This is a genomic window from Bacillus sp. AM 13(2015), assembly GCF_001518755.1.
Lineage (GTDB): Bacteria > Bacillota > Bacilli > Bacillales > Bacillaceae > Bacillus > Bacillus safensis.
The window spans coordinates 1-13,657 of record NZ_LKCP01000062.1; the positions used below are offsets into that span (position 1 = coordinate 1).

Genomic DNA, 13,657 nt, shown 5'->3' on the forward strand with positions numbered 1-13,657 from the left:
TTCAATATGACGGAAAAACCTTTGTCCCGCAGTCTAATTCGAGTAACGGAGAAGTATCAGCAGGAACCATATTTCAATATCGTCAGGACGGGAATATATTAACGGGCACATATCAAGGCGGCAGTATTATATCTGGCGTACTTGTAGGAACTGTGAATGAGGATGGAACACTTCATTTTAGATACCACCATGTAAGCAAGGACGGCGGCATAAGAAGCGGGTCTTGCGACTCCACTCCTAAGCAGCTGGATAACGGAAAAATTCAACTGTTTGAAAAGTGGAAATGGATGGACGGAGATCAAAGTGAAGGTGAATCTGTCATTGTAGAGCAGTAGATATATCCATTTCTGTCTTGTTGAAAAACAAATAGTGTAATGGTAAGATATAAGGTAGGGTAATTCGGGCTTTGTATATAATGGACCTGTCCTTTCAGAAAAGGGCAGTTTTTAATGATCATTCACGAGATTACTGAAACAGCAATTAGAAGGAGTTTGAATAAATTGACTATAACGTTTCAAGATTTTCAATTAAGCGAAAGTCTCATGAAGGCTATTAACCGCATGGGATTTGAAGAAGCAACACCGATTCAAGCAGAAACGATTCCTCTTGGTCTTCAAAATAAAGATGTCATCGGACAAGCACAAACAGGTACAGGAAAAACTGCAGCATTTGGTATTCCTCTGGTTGAAAAAATCGACCCAGCGTCTCCAAATATCCAAGCGATTATCATTGCGCCAACAAGAGAATTAGCGATTCAAGTATCTGAAGAGCTATATAAAATCGGCCAAGACAAGCGTGCACGCGTACTTCCTATTTACGGTGGACAAGATATCGGCCGTCAAATCCGTTCGCTCAAGAAAAATCCTCATATCATCGTAGGGACTCCAGGACGTTTACTCGATCACATTAACCGTCGTACAATGCGTCTTCAAAATGTTGAAACAGTCGTGCTAGATGAAGCAGACGAAATGCTAAACATGGGTTTCATCGAAGACATTGAAGCGATCCTTTCAAATGTACCAAGTGAACACCAAACACTTTTATTCTCTGCGACAATGCCTGCACCAATTAAGCGCATTGCAGAGCGTTTCATGACAAACCCAGAACACGTAAAAGTAAAAGCGAAAGAAATGACTGTATCTAACATCCAACAGTTCTATTTGGATATTCACGAACGTAAGAAGTTTGATACATTGACTCGTCTTCTTGACATTCAATCACCTGAGCTTTCAATTGTCTTCGGCCGTACGAAACGCCGTGTTGACGAATTGACTGAAGCACTTAACCTAAGAGGTTATACAGCTGAAGGAATTCATGGTGACCTGACTCAAGCAAAACGTATGGTTGCGCTTCGTAAATTCAAAGAAGGTTCAATCGATGTGCTTGTCGCAACAGACGTTGCAGCACGTGGACTTGATATCTCAGGCGTCACACACGTGTATAACTTCGACGTGCCGCAAGATCCAGAAAGCTATGTACACCGTATTGGACGTACTGGACGTGCTGGACGTACAGGTATGGCGATGACATTCATCACACCACGTGAAAAAGATATGCTTCGTGCGATTGAGCAAACGACTAAACGTAAAATGGATCGTATGAAAGAACCTACACTTGATGAGGCAATTGAAGGACAACAGCAAGTAACAGTTGACCGTCTACGCACGATCATCAGTGAAAACAACTTGAACTTCTACATGACAGCTGCTGCTGAATTGCTGGAAGATCATGATTCTGTAACAGTGGTTGCAGCTGCTATCAAAATGATGACAAAAGAGCCGGATGCAACGCCTGTTCGTTTGACAGATGAAGCACCAATGATTTCAAAACGTCATCGTAACAACCGCAGCTCTTCTAAACGCAGAGACGGCGGCGGTGGCGGAGGCTACCGTGGAAAAGGCAAGAACAGCCGTTCATCTTATGGTGATAAAAAGCGTTCTTCAAATGACCGCAATCGTTCTTCTAACGATCGTCGTCAAAAGAAATCTTATAACAACTAATACAAGAGCGAATCCTTTGCAGGGTTCGCTTTTTTTAACAGGCTAAAATTGAAACTTTTTAGGCTTTGTTACGTAATATATTGATAGAAAAGTAAGAGAATGGGGGAAGAATGTGAGAAAACAGCCGCAACGTCAAATTAGTCTAAATGGTTTAAAGGTATGGCGTCTTCAAAATGGAATTATCTCATTGATTTTCTTACTCATCATCATTGGGGTATTTGTTGCTAGCTACTATTTTCAATGGCCATATTGGATTGGAGCGATCCTTTCTGGTTTATGGGTCTTACAGGTCATCTTTGGCATTTGGCTCATACCAAAAATCCGCCATCACATCTGGCGCTACGAAGTATTTGAAAATGAAATTGAAATACAGCATGGACTCATTCGTGTCACACGTGTGATTGTGCCGATGGTTCGTGTTCAGCATGTTGATACATCTCAAGGGCCGCTCTTAAGGCGCTACCGTTTAGCCTCTGTTCAAATTTCGACTGCTGCCACAGTTCATGATATACCGGCGCTAGAATTAGAAGAGGCAGATGAGCTTCGTGATTACATATCTCGTTTAGCAAGGGTGACGGAAGATGATGTCTGAACCAAAACGTGTACATCCTATCTCGATGTTCATTGATTTTATATCAGATGCTGTATCCATGATTAAAAACTTCATTATCCCTTTTTTCGTGTTGATTTTTGTGAACTCGAATTCGAGCATTCGCTTTTATGCATTTATCATTCTTGGTGTGCTTCTTTTATGGAAAGCCGTATATACCATTTTAGAATGGAGACGATTCACCTACCGGATGGAAGACGATGAATTTCGTGTGGAATCGGGTGTAATCACGAAAAAGAAAAAATATATCTCGTTAGAACGAATTCAAACAGTCAATACAAGTGAAGGTATTTTCCAACGGATTTTCGGTTTAGTGCGGGTTCAAATCGAAACGGCAGGCGGTACGGATGGTCCAGAAGTGAGCCTGACCGCTATTACAAAAGCAGAAGCGGAACAATTAAAGCAGTCGATTTTCAACCGGAAGAAAAGCTTGCAGGAAGAAGAAATGACGGATGAAGCAGGAGAGCTGCATGGCCATTTGGCTGCCCAGAAACCTGTGCAGGAAGAAATCAATGTCTCCTATCGTATGGGTGTGCCAGAATTGCTTTTGGCTGCGACCACTTCAAGCGGTATCGGGGTCATTATATCCGGGTGTCTTGCCATTTACACGCAAATAGATGAAATTCTCCCTTTGGACGGGTTCTTCAAGAAGTTCTCTTTTTTAAGTCATGCGAGCGTTGAAATTTATGCGATTTTGATATTTCTTGCCGTATTGATCGCGTGGATCCTGAGTGTTGGGGTAACAGCGCTTCAGTATGCGAATTTTGCTGCAAAGCGAAAAGGGAATGACATCATTATTACAAGAGGTCTCATCGAGAGACATCAAATGACCATTCCACTTGCGAGAATTCAAGCAGTGAAAATCAAAGAGAATATTATCCGTGAGCCTTTTGGCTTTGCGACAGTGATGCTTGTTAGTGCAGGCGGTTCGATTACAGAGAAAGAAACCTCTTCCGTCTTATTTCCGCTCATTCGGAAGAAAAAAATAAATGAATTGCTGTCCCAATTCACGGATCATTATCATGTTGCACCAGAAACAGAGCTGAAAAAGGTGCCAAAGCGTTCACTCAAACGCTACCTGATCTCATATGGCTTTGTGCCGTTACTTGTAGGTGTTATCCTGTCGGTGCGCTTTCCGCCATGGGGATATTTGGGACTCATTCCGTTACCACTTGCTCTATTCTTTGGCTATTTAGCTTATAAACAATCAGGATATACAATCAAAGATTCATTGATTCAACTGACATCAAGAGGCATTGGCAAGACCACTGGCATTGTCTTGAGAAAACGAATGCAAAACTATACGATGACGCAATCTTTTTTCCAAAAGAAAGGCCGGGTCGCAAGTATTCACACCTTTGTAAAATCCTCCGCGCTGCTTGATTCCTTTGGTGTGCATCACCTTGAGGAAGAAGATGCTGCACGTGTATTTGATTGGTATTCGTATGAAAAAAATCAATCGTCTTAAACGAAAAATGTCGATCAGCTCCAGCTCAAGGAGTGATCGACATTTTTTATGAGATTAATAGCGTCTTTTTTTCGAATGGAAAAGCAGCGTAATAGGTGCTAGAATCATACCGCCGATCAATCCAAACAAGTGAGCCATGATATTGATGTTCGAATTGACGAAGGTCATGATGACAGAAACAGCAAGAATCGTTAAAATCACTTGTGAATTGCCGCGGTCCATCATGTGCGGTTTAAATAGGACAAGGTATAGATACACCCCAAATAAACCAAAGATCGCACCAGAAGCGCCAACGTGTACATACTCCAAAGGCTCCACCCAATAGGTCCCGAGATTGCCAATGAACCCTGCACCAAGATAAATGATTAGAAATCGAACCTTCCCTAGCAAATGTTCAAGCGCTGGGGCGAATAAGAAAAGGGACATAGAATTAAATAAAATATGCGTGAGACTTCCGTGGAGAAAAATAGGTGTGACGAGCCGCCACCATTCCCCAGCCGCTACACCATAGTTGAAACCGACGAGATGATCCTGTCCAAGCTGTATAATAGGGATAGGAATCGCAAATATAAGCCACAGGCCGATTTGTAAAGCGAGGATCGCTGTTACGATTGGATACGATTTAATAAATTGTTGAAAGCTCTCCGTTCGAATAAACATAACAAACCCCTTTTGACTAGATAATGGTAAGTTTATAGTAACACGTTTATGAAGAGAACACTCAAATTAGTACGAGTATCATAGGAGGTACCTCATGATCAAAGGAATAGGCATTGATATTGTAGAGATCGACAGACTATCGCGAGTGCTCAGCAGACAGCCCCGTTTACCAGAACGAATTTTGACTTTAAGTGAACAGGATGTCTTTCGTACACTCAGTGAAAAAAGACAGCTGGAATTTTTGGCAGGACGTTTTGCGGCAAAGGAAGCTTTCGCTAAAGCATACGGAACCGGAATCGGTCAGTATTTAAGCTTTCATGACATAGACATTCAAAAAGACGATAATGGAAAACCCTTCATCAAAAGCGAGAAAGCGGAGGGAGATCAGGTTCATGTGTCCATTACTCATACAAAGGAATATGCTGCTGCACAAGTTTTAATTGAAAGGTTGTCAAGCTAGTCTGCATATTGTTTGTCCCCCCTTCATATATTGGGTAGTGCGATAAGGAAGGGCGAGTTGCTAACAGGCTTTGATGGTTCGCGGTACGCAGTTAACTCTTGAGGCGTACTGTTAAAGTCAAACAAGCGGTTTCTTCCTTTTAACACAATTAACGAAGGGGTTGAAAAGGGTGAGAAAAAGCTTTGTTTTGCTTGTAACGGGAATCCTTTTTGTACTGATTCTCTCCGCATGCGGTCAAAAATCTCAGCAGGATATCGTTGGAGATTTAAACAAAAAGGCAGAGGAAATGACATCATACAAAGCCAAAGCAAAAATGACCATTGAGACAGGAAATGACCCGCAGGAGTACCAGGTAGAAATTTGGTACAAAAAGCCGGAGCTTTACCGTGTCTATTTAGAAAATCCGAAAAAGGATCAGAGTCAAGTCATTTTAAGAAACGGCAATGGTGTGTTTGTGCTGACACCTTCATTGAACAAGAGCTTCCGTTTCCATAGCGATTGGCCGAATAATAGCAGTCAAGTCTATTTATTCGAATCACTCGTCAAGGACATTAAGAATGACAGTGCAGCTCAGTTCAAAGCGAAAGAGTCAAAGTATGTATTCGAAACGAAGACCAATTATCAGCACAATCAAATGCTGCCTACCCAAGAGATTACCTTTCATAAGAAAACAATGGCGCCTGCCAGTGTAAAAGTGCTGGATAGCGACAAAAAGCCAATGGTGAAAGTGGAATTCTCTCACTTTGAATTCAATAAATCCTTTGACAAAGATGCATTTGATGAGAAGAAAAACATGACACTCTCTCAAATGGATGTTGCCACAAGTGCAGACCCATCTGACAGCTTTGCGGTGAAAACACCAGTTGATATGCCAGAAGGCGTGAAGAAGATGGAAGAGAAAGAAATGACAACAGATGCTGGGAAGCGTTATGTGATTACGTACGGCGGCAAGAAATCCTTCACACTCATCCAGGAAAAAGCGAGAGTAGCGGAAGCATCTACGCCTGTCACGATGAACGGCGAGCCGGTCGATCTTGGTATGACAGTAGGGGTTCTGACAGATCAATCTCTCTCATGGACTTCTGACGGAGTTGACTACTTAATTTCCTCAAGTGATCTATCGAAGGAAGAGCTGTTGATGGTCGCAAAGAGTGTAGAAGGCCAGTCAGCTAAATAAATGAGGTTCTCAGGCCGAAAGCCTAATAAATGAAGCATCAGCCCTGTGCAAGGGCTGATTTTCTTTGATTTGTTTCACATTATTCTTGATTTTTAGTATCATATGAGGGGATTGAATCATTCAATAGGGAAGTGTGACTGATGGACACAAATGCCTTTTATAGAGACACATGGGCAGAAATTAATTTAACAGCAATCAAGCACAATGTTTCACATATGAAAGATCATATCGGTCAAAATGTTCAACTGATGGCTGTTGTGAAAGCCAATGCATATGGACATGGAGATATAGAAGTGGCAAGAGCTGCCCTCAAAGCAGGTGCAGACTTGTTAGCTGTAGCCTTTTTAGATGAGGCCATTTCTTTAAGAAATAAAGGTATCAAAGCACCGATTCTTATACTCGGCGCAGTACCGCCGGAGTATGTCAAAACCGCTGTTCGATACAATGTAATTATGACCGCTTACTCCACCAGGTGGCTGAGGGAAGTCGTCGATATGGTGAAAGGGCAGATGGGACAACCCATTCGTTTTCATTTGAAAATAGACAGCGGAATGAACCGTTTAGGTGTGAAAACGTTAGAGCAAGTGAATGAAGTAAAGAAGCTTGTCAGCGAGCATTCTTATTTACAGCTGGAAGGAGTATTTACTCACTTTGCGACCGCGGATGAAAAGGATGAGAACTATTTTGATCGGCAGGTCGACACCTTTCAAACCTTGCTTCAGCCGCTTCATACGGAAAAACTGCTTGTTCATTGTGCCAATAGTGCAGCAGGATTAAGGTTTAAAGAAGTTTTATTTAATATGGTTCGCTTCGGCATCAGTATGTACGGGCTGTCGCCGTCAGAGGAAATCAAAGATGAACTTCCTTTCAAGCTGGAAGAAGCCATGTCGCTTCATACAAAGCTTGCCCATGTAAAGCTCATTCAAAAGGGTGAGAGTGTCAGCTATGGGGCGACGTATACAGCTAATCAAGATACGTGGATCGGTACGGTACCAGTCGGCTATGCAGACGGGTGGATCCGGAAGCTGGCAGGCACGGAAGTACTTGTTGGCGGAAAGCGCCGGAAGATTGCCGGAAGGGTATGTATGGATCAATTCATGGTTGAACTGAAAGAGAACCTTCCAGTAGGGGAGCCAGTCGTTTTGATTGGTGGACAAGGTGAAGAAATGGTATCAGTCGATGAAATTGCAAAAAGGCTTGAAACCATTAACTATGAAGTCACATGCTCCATTGGACACCGCGTCCCAAGAGTATATATAGAGGACGGCAAAAGGGTGCATGTGTGGAATCCGCTGCTTCAAGGCGGGCCAAGCTTTTTCTAAACAGCTTTCACAGGAACGATCGTCAAACTGACATCGTTCCTTTTTATTCTACAAAGAAGGGGTAAACATTCTCCCTTTTTTAGAGATTTTGGAAATACCGTATGATTTTCGGAAAAAAGCGTATAATGTGAAAGAGGAACTCCATTATCATCTTTGATTTACGGGTGAACAGCCGCTTCATGTTCTAATAAGAAATCATGAAAAAACAGCTTTGCTTGCGCATTGAATAATGGTATGATTAGTCTTGGAATGGATCGAAACGGTATCCGTAAGTTTTGTGGAGGTGTATGTTTTTTGTCTGAATCCAGCGCAACAAACGAAATGAAGATTCGACTACCGGAGGCTTTGATGTCTGAAATCGAACGAGTAGCAGAGCAGGATAAGGTAACAAGAAATGAATTGATCTACCGAGCGACAAAAACGTATATTCGTGAACGTAATATTCGACAAAATCGTGAATCGATGAGACGCGGCTACATGGAGATGGCGAAAATTAATCTGAATATCTCTTCAGAGGCACAATACGCAGAATTTGAGGCTGAGAATACAGTTGAGCGATTAGTCAGCGGGGGTTAAACATTTGATTGTTAAACGCGGTGATGTTTACTTTGCTGATTTATCTCCTGTTGTTGGCTCCGAGCAGGGCGGGGTTCGCCCAGTATTGGTGATTCAAAATGACATTGGAAATCGCTTCAGCCCGACTGCTATCGTTGCAGCCATAACAGCCCAAATACAAAAAGCGAAATTACCGACTCACGTCGAAATTGATGCAAAGCGCTACGGCTTTGAACGAGATTCTGTCATTCTCTTGGAGCAGATTCGTACAATCGATAAACAAAGATTGACAGATAAAATCACACATCTTGATGATGAGATGATGGAGAAGGTTGATGAAGCCTTACAAGTTAGTTTGGCTCTTATTGATTTTTAATATGGTGAGATTTGGTTGCTCTCGTGAGAGCAACTTTTTTTTGTGTTCAATTTTTATTAACGTTATAATGAAGAAAGAATAAAAGAAGTGCTGTTTATGTACGTAGGGGGTAAAACATGTCGAATCATATCGTGTTAGCTTTCGCAAGGGAGCATCAAGAGGAATTACAAAAAGAGTGGACGGACATTTTTAGACGACTCGGAGAAAAAGAAACGGACATGATGCTGAACGACAAAATGTATGAAACCATCTGTTCGGAATATGTTCAACTAATCATTACATCTCTTTCAGAGGGGTATAATGAGGATTTTGAAGAAAAAGTGCAAACTCTTGCTTTAAACATTGTTCAAATGGGTATATCACTTAAGTTACTGGCAAATGGTCTAACTGAAATCCGTACACATTTATATCAAAAAATGAACGATGACAAAGATACAACAGAAGAAAGTCATGACCTCATCTGGCAAATCGACCAATTCATCACACCAATTCATAACGAGATCTTAAACCAGTATTCCATCTCATGGGAGAAAACAGTCAGCCTTCAAAAAATTGCGCTGCAGGAACTTTCTGCCCCGCTGATCCCTGTATTTGAGCACATCACCGTCATGCCGCTTGTTGGAACAATTGATACAGATCGTGCGAAAAAAATTATGGAGAACCTGCTCAATGGTGTCGTCAAACATCGCTCACAGGTCGTCTTAATTGATATTACGGGTGTCCCTGTTGTTGATACAATGGTAGCCCACCATATCATTCAAGCGTCTGAGGCTGTGAGATTAGTAGGTGCGAAGTGTTTGCTTGTCGGTATTCGCCCAGAAATAGCCCAAACCATTGTGAACCTTGGAATTGATTTATCTCAAGTTACAACAAAGAATACCCTTCAAAAAGGAATTCAAACTGCTTTGGAAATGACAAATCGAAAAATTGTTTCATTGGAGGGATAACCTAGTGAGAAATCACCCGAAGATTCCAATCTTAAAATTATATAACTGTCTTCTGATTTCAATACAGTGGGAGCTTGATGATCAGACAGCTCTCCACTTTCAAGAAGACTTGCTGAATAAAATTCATGAAACAGGAGCAAACGGTGTTGTCATTGACCTCACATCTGTCGACATGATTGATTCCTTTATTGCAAAGGTATTAGGCGATGTCATCACGATGTCCAAGCTCATGGGGGCAAAAGTTGTATTAACAGGAATACAGCCAGCAGTCGCTGTGACGCTGATTGAACTTGGAATATCGCTTGAAGAAATTCAGACAGCACTAGATCTTGAACAAGGGCTTGAGACACTGAAGCGGGAATTGGGGGAATAGATATGAAAGACCAATCCTGTGTAAGAATATTGACGGAATGGGACATAGTCGCAGCAAGACAATTGGGGCGCAATGTTGCAAAAGAACTTGGATTTGGAACAGTTGACCAAGCAAGAATTACGACGGCCATTTCAGAATTAGCTCGAAACATCTATTTATACGCTGGTAAAGGTCAGATTTGTATAGACGAAGTGATGGAGCGCGGAAAGCGTGGACTCAAAGTCATCGCAGCCGATGAGGGCCCGGGTATCATGGATATACGTAAAGTAATGGAAGACGGATTTTCAACATCAGGCGGACTCGGAGCAGGTCTTCCGGGTGTCAGAAGACTGATGGATGAATTTAAATTAGACTCTGCACCAGAACAAGGAACGGAGATACAAGCTGTTAAGTGGCTTCGCTAGGAGGGAAACCATGGATTTTAAGGAGGTAATGGAGCAGCGGTACCATCAGCTGCTCAGTCGTTATATCAGTGATTTAACTGAAACATCGCTTTATCAAGCTCAAAAATTTAGCCGTAAAACCATTGAGCATCAAATACCTCCTGAAGAAATAGTGAGTGTTCACCGAAAAGTGATTCAGGAGCTTTACCCTGATTTGCCGGAAGATGTTTTTCATTCACTAGACTTCTTAATTGAAGTCATGATTGGGTACGGACTTGCCTACCAAGAACATTTAACACTCAGAGGCATCCAGCAAGAAATAAAATCTGAAATCGAAATTGCTGCAAATGTTCAGCAAACCCTTCTGGAAACGAAAATTCCAGAAGGAGATACCTTTGATATTGGTGCGATTAGTGTACCGGCAAAACAGATGAGTGGAGATTATTACCACTTTGTAACGGATCACGATACAATCAATATCGCGATCGCAGATGTCATTGGAAAGGGAATCCCGGCTGCGCTCTGTATGTCGATGATTAAATATGCGATGGATTCCTTACCAGAGTCAGGGAGCGGGCCAACAAAGGTGCTGAAAACCCTGAATCGTGTTGTCGAGCAAAACGTAGATCCAAGTATGTTTATCACAATGTTCTATGGCAGCTATAATAAAGAAACGCATGAGTTTAAATATGCATCGGCTGGTCATGAGCCGGGCTTTTTCTATTGCAAAAAAGAGGACAAATTTTACGATTTAGAGGCGAAAGGGCTTGTCCTCGGGATTGCACCAGACTTTGATTACAGACAGTATGAGAAGCATTTAGACATAGGAGACATGGTGATCTTATTCTCTGATGGGGTCACAGAATCCAAGTCAGAGGACGGTTTCCTAGAGCGGGAAGACATCAAAGCACTCATATCAGAGCACCTATCCTACTCAGCTCAAGAAATGGTGGATGCCATCTACGCCAGCTTACTCAAACTGCAGGATTTTCAGCTGCACGATGACTTTACTTTACTTGTTCTCAAAAGAAAGGTTTAGAAAGTGAACATGCGGGTATATAAAACTTTAGGAAACAAGAATTTCGAGGTGAATGCATAATGAATATGTCTGTAAAAGAGCATCAAATAGATCAAAAAACGAAAATCAGTGTCAGCGGAGAAATCGATGTGTACTCCGCTCCTCAGCTAAGAGAAACGCTCATGCCTAAAGCAGAGGCGGGAGAGCATCTTGAAATCTGTCTAAAGGATGTTACGTATATGGATAGTACAGGTTTAGGTGTATTCGTTGGGCTGTTTAAAGCGGCTCAAAAAGCAGGTGGAACATTAAAGCTTGAGAACTTGTCAGAACGGCTTGTAAGGTTGTTTGAAATCACTGGATTAAAGGACATCATTGACATTTCTGCAAAGTCAGAGGGTGGGGTACAATGAACGAATCAGTAGATCTAATCGAGATGAAAATACCGGCAAAACCAGAATATGTAGGCATCATTCGTTTGACTCTTTCAGGCGTAGCGAGCCGGATGGGCTATGCCTATGAAGAGATTGAAGACTTAAAAATTGCCGTCAGTGAGGCCTGTACAAATGCAGTTCAGCATGCCTACAAAGGTGAAGACGGTGAAGATGGAGAGGTAGCTGTTCGCTTTCTTGTCTACGCGGATCGTCTAGAAATCATTGTCGCTGACAAAGGCGGTAGCTTTGACTTTAAGCAAAAACAGGAAGACTTGGGACCGTACACATCTGCTCATACGGTGGATCAATTGGCAGAAGGAGGTCTTGGTTTATACTTAATGCAAACATTGATGGATGAAGTCGAGGTGCAAGCAAACTCCGGAGTTACCGTGGCGATGACAAAGTTTTTAAACAGGGAGCGAGTTGACCATGACACAACCATCCAAAACTATGAAACTAACTAAAGATGAAGTAGATCGCCTCATCCAAAGCTATCAAACCAATCAAGATGAGCAGGCGCAGCTCACGCTGGTCGAATGCTATACAAACTTGGTTGATATGCTGGCGAAAAAATATTCTAAAGGAAAAAGCTTTCATGAGGATCTCAGACAAGTTGGAATGATTGGTTTACTTGGCGCCATTAAACGATACGACCCGCTCGTCGGTAAATCATTTGAAGCCTTTGCTATTCCAACCATCATCGGGGAAATCAAACGCTTTTTACGAGATAAGACATGGAGTGTCCATGTACCAAGGCGGATCAAAGAGCTTGGACCAAGAATCAAAATGGCAGTCGATCATTTGACAACAGAGACACAGAAATCACCTAAAGTCCAAGAAATTGCAGAATATCTGGATGTAACAGAAGAAGAAGTACTTGAAACCATGGAGATGGGCAAAAGCTATCAAGCACTGTCTGTTGACCAAGGCGTAGAGGCTGATTCTGAAGGAAGTACTGTGACGATTTTAGACGTTGTCGGCTCACAGGAAGAAGGCTACGAACGTGTGAACCAAAAAATGATGCTTGAGAGTGTGCTTCATGTGCTGTCGGATAGAGAAAAAGAGATTATCAATCTGACTTACTTGCAAAATAAGAGTCAGAAAGAGACAGGCGATTTACTCGGCATATCCCAAATGCATGTATCGAGACTGCAGCGGAAGGCAGTGAAAAAACTGCGAGATGCATTATCAGAAGATGCGTCTATGGAGCTAGGGTAATGAAACAGATTGAACAGCATGAGCATGTAAACGCCATTATCTATCAATCGAATAAAGAAGGAAAACCATGCTGTGGGGACAGTTTTTTTATTAAAGCAGATGATGAAGAACTAATTTGTGCTGTAGCAGACGGATTAGGCAGCGGCCAGTACGCCAATGAATCATCTTCTTTAGTCAGCGAAATTGTCGAAGAATATGGACATGAGGATGTGGCGACCCTCATCGACAGATGCAATCAGGCCATGAAAAATAAACGCGGTGCCACAGCTGCGATCTTAAAGGTGAATTTTTCCCAGCAGCAATTTACCTATTGTTCGGTTGGTAATATTCGTTTTATCTTGAATGCACCTTCTGGCGACTATATTTATCCACTTCCGACATCAGGATACTTATCAGGCAAACCTAGAAAATATAAAACATACACCTATTCCTACGAAAAAGGATCGATATTCATTATGTATTCAGACGGACTGAATGTGCCAAACATGCGCATGTGTTTAAAGCATGGACATTCAGTTGAAGACATCGCCAAACAGCTTGAAACATACACACAAGACAAAAAGGACGATCTCACCTATGTACTTGGTCAGCTCACGTAAAATAGCTGACCTTTTTTCTGTTTTGCCGGTTTTTTTGATACACTAAAAGAGAAGACACAG

Annotated in this window: 18 protein-coding genes; 17 read left to right on the forward strand and 1 reads right to left on the reverse strand. The window is 42.1% G+C overall.

Features of this window, described 5'->3' with window-relative positions:
* From AOQ70_RS10535 to AOQ70_RS10550, 4 genes are all read left to right on the forward strand, one after another.
* The coding region (locus AOQ70_RS10535; protein ID WP_059376199.1) for a hypothetical protein at positions 1-335 on the forward strand (335 nt) is incomplete at its 5' end.
* 165 nt (positions 336-500) lie between these two features.
* On the forward strand, positions 501-2,000 hold the full coding sequence (gene cshA, locus AOQ70_RS10540) for a degradosome RNA helicase CshA (RefSeq protein ID WP_024427371.1): 1,500 nt from the start codon (positions 501-503) through the stop codon (positions 1,998-2,000).
* Between the two features lie 112 nt (positions 2,001-2,112).
* The gene (locus tag AOQ70_RS10545) at positions 2,113-2,592 is read left to right on the forward strand and encodes a PH domain-containing protein (protein ID WP_024425383.1); all 480 of its coding nucleotides are present in this window, start codon (positions 2,113-2,115) and stop codon (positions 2,590-2,592) included.
* Complete coding sequence (locus tag AOQ70_RS10550) at positions 2,582-4,078, forward strand: PH domain-containing protein (RefSeq protein ID WP_059376203.1); 1,497 nt, start codon at positions 2,582-2,584, stop codon at positions 4,076-4,078. The genes AOQ70_RS10545 and AOQ70_RS10550 overlap by 11 nt, the downstream gene beginning before the upstream one ends.
* Positions 4,079-4,132: 54 nt before the next feature.
* Here AOQ70_RS10550 and AOQ70_RS10555 read toward each other — a convergent pair whose 3' ends face one another.
* A complete protein-coding gene (locus AOQ70_RS10555; RefSeq protein WP_059376206.1) occupies positions 4,133-4,738 on the reverse strand; it encodes a rhomboid family intramembrane serine protease in 606 nt (201 codons plus the stop codon).
* A gap of 94 nt (positions 4,739-4,832) precedes the next feature.
* On the opposite strand from AOQ70_RS10555, the gene acpS reads away from it, so the two are divergent.
* From acpS to AOQ70_RS10620, 13 genes are all read left to right on the forward strand, one after another.
* Positions 4,833-5,198: a holo-ACP synthase gene (gene acpS / locus AOQ70_RS10560; protein ID WP_059376208.1), complete on the forward strand. Its 366-nt coding sequence runs from the start codon at positions 4,833-4,835 to the stop codon at positions 5,196-5,198.
* A gap of 160 nt (positions 5,199-5,358) precedes the next feature.
* Positions 5,359-6,375, forward strand: a complete 1,017-nt coding sequence (locus AOQ70_RS10565; RefSeq protein ID WP_087975235.1) for an outer membrane lipoprotein-sorting protein — start codon at positions 5,359-5,361, stop codon at positions 6,373-6,375.
* A 140-nt stretch (positions 6,376-6,515) separates the two neighbouring features.
* Positions 6,516-7,697, forward strand: coding sequence for an alanine racemase (gene alr, locus AOQ70_RS10570; protein ID WP_058837377.1), 1,182 nt, complete (start codon positions 6,516-6,518; stop codon positions 7,695-7,697).
* A 294-nt stretch (positions 7,698-7,991) separates the two neighbouring features.
* Positions 7,992-8,273 (forward strand): hypothetical protein, encoded by a 282-nt coding sequence (locus AOQ70_RS10575; protein ID WP_003214273.1) that lies wholly within the window; start codon positions 7,992-7,994, stop codon positions 8,271-8,273.
* A gap of 4 nt (positions 8,274-8,277) precedes the next feature.
* Positions 8,278-8,628, forward strand: coding sequence for a type II toxin-antitoxin system endoribonuclease NdoA (gene ndoA, locus AOQ70_RS10580; protein WP_024425388.1), 351 nt, complete (start codon positions 8,278-8,280; stop codon positions 8,626-8,628).
* A gap of 116 nt (positions 8,629-8,744) precedes the next feature.
* A complete protein-coding gene (locus tag AOQ70_RS10585; protein WP_039176712.1) occupies positions 8,745-9,575 on the forward strand; it encodes an RsbT co-antagonist protein RsbRA in 831 nt (276 codons plus the stop codon).
* A gap of 4 nt (positions 9,576-9,579) precedes the next feature.
* On the forward strand, positions 9,580-9,948 hold the full coding sequence (gene rsbS / locus AOQ70_RS10590) for an RsbT antagonist protein RsbS (RefSeq protein ID WP_003214235.1): 369 nt from the start codon (positions 9,580-9,582) through the stop codon (positions 9,946-9,948).
* Between the two features lie 2 nt (positions 9,949-9,950).
* Positions 9,951-10,352: an anti-sigma regulatory factor gene (locus AOQ70_RS10595; protein WP_024425390.1), complete on the forward strand. Its 402-nt coding sequence runs from the start codon at positions 9,951-9,953 to the stop codon at positions 10,350-10,352.
* 10 nt (positions 10,353-10,362) lie between these two features.
* On the forward strand, positions 10,363-11,370 hold the full coding sequence (locus AOQ70_RS10600) for a PP2C family protein-serine/threonine phosphatase (RefSeq protein ID WP_039176714.1): 1,008 nt from the start codon (positions 10,363-10,365) through the stop codon (positions 11,368-11,370).
* A gap of 59 nt (positions 11,371-11,429) precedes the next feature.
* Complete coding sequence (locus AOQ70_RS10605) at positions 11,430-11,759, forward strand: anti-sigma factor antagonist (RefSeq protein ID WP_017358393.1); 330 nt, start codon at positions 11,430-11,432, stop codon at positions 11,757-11,759.
* Positions 11,756-12,244 carry an anti-sigma B factor RsbW gene (gene rsbW, locus AOQ70_RS10610; RefSeq protein WP_039176716.1) on the forward strand — a complete coding sequence of 163 codons (489 nt, stop codon included), beginning with the start codon at positions 11,756-11,758 and terminating at the stop codon, positions 12,242-12,244. The genes AOQ70_RS10605 and rsbW overlap by 4 nt, the downstream gene beginning before the upstream one ends.
* Positions 12,210-12,998 (forward strand): RNA polymerase sigma factor SigB, encoded by a 789-nt coding sequence (gene sigB, locus AOQ70_RS10615; RefSeq protein ID WP_024427378.1) that lies wholly within the window; start codon positions 12,210-12,212, stop codon positions 12,996-12,998. The genes rsbW and sigB overlap by 35 nt, the downstream gene beginning before the upstream one ends.
* Positions 12,998-13,597 carry a PP2C family serine/threonine-protein phosphatase gene (locus AOQ70_RS10620; protein ID WP_039176718.1) on the forward strand — a complete coding sequence of 200 codons (600 nt, stop codon included), beginning with the start codon at positions 12,998-13,000 and terminating at the stop codon, positions 13,595-13,597. The genes sigB and AOQ70_RS10620 overlap by 1 nt, the downstream gene beginning before the upstream one ends.
* Positions 13,598-13,657: the final 60 nt, after the last annotated feature.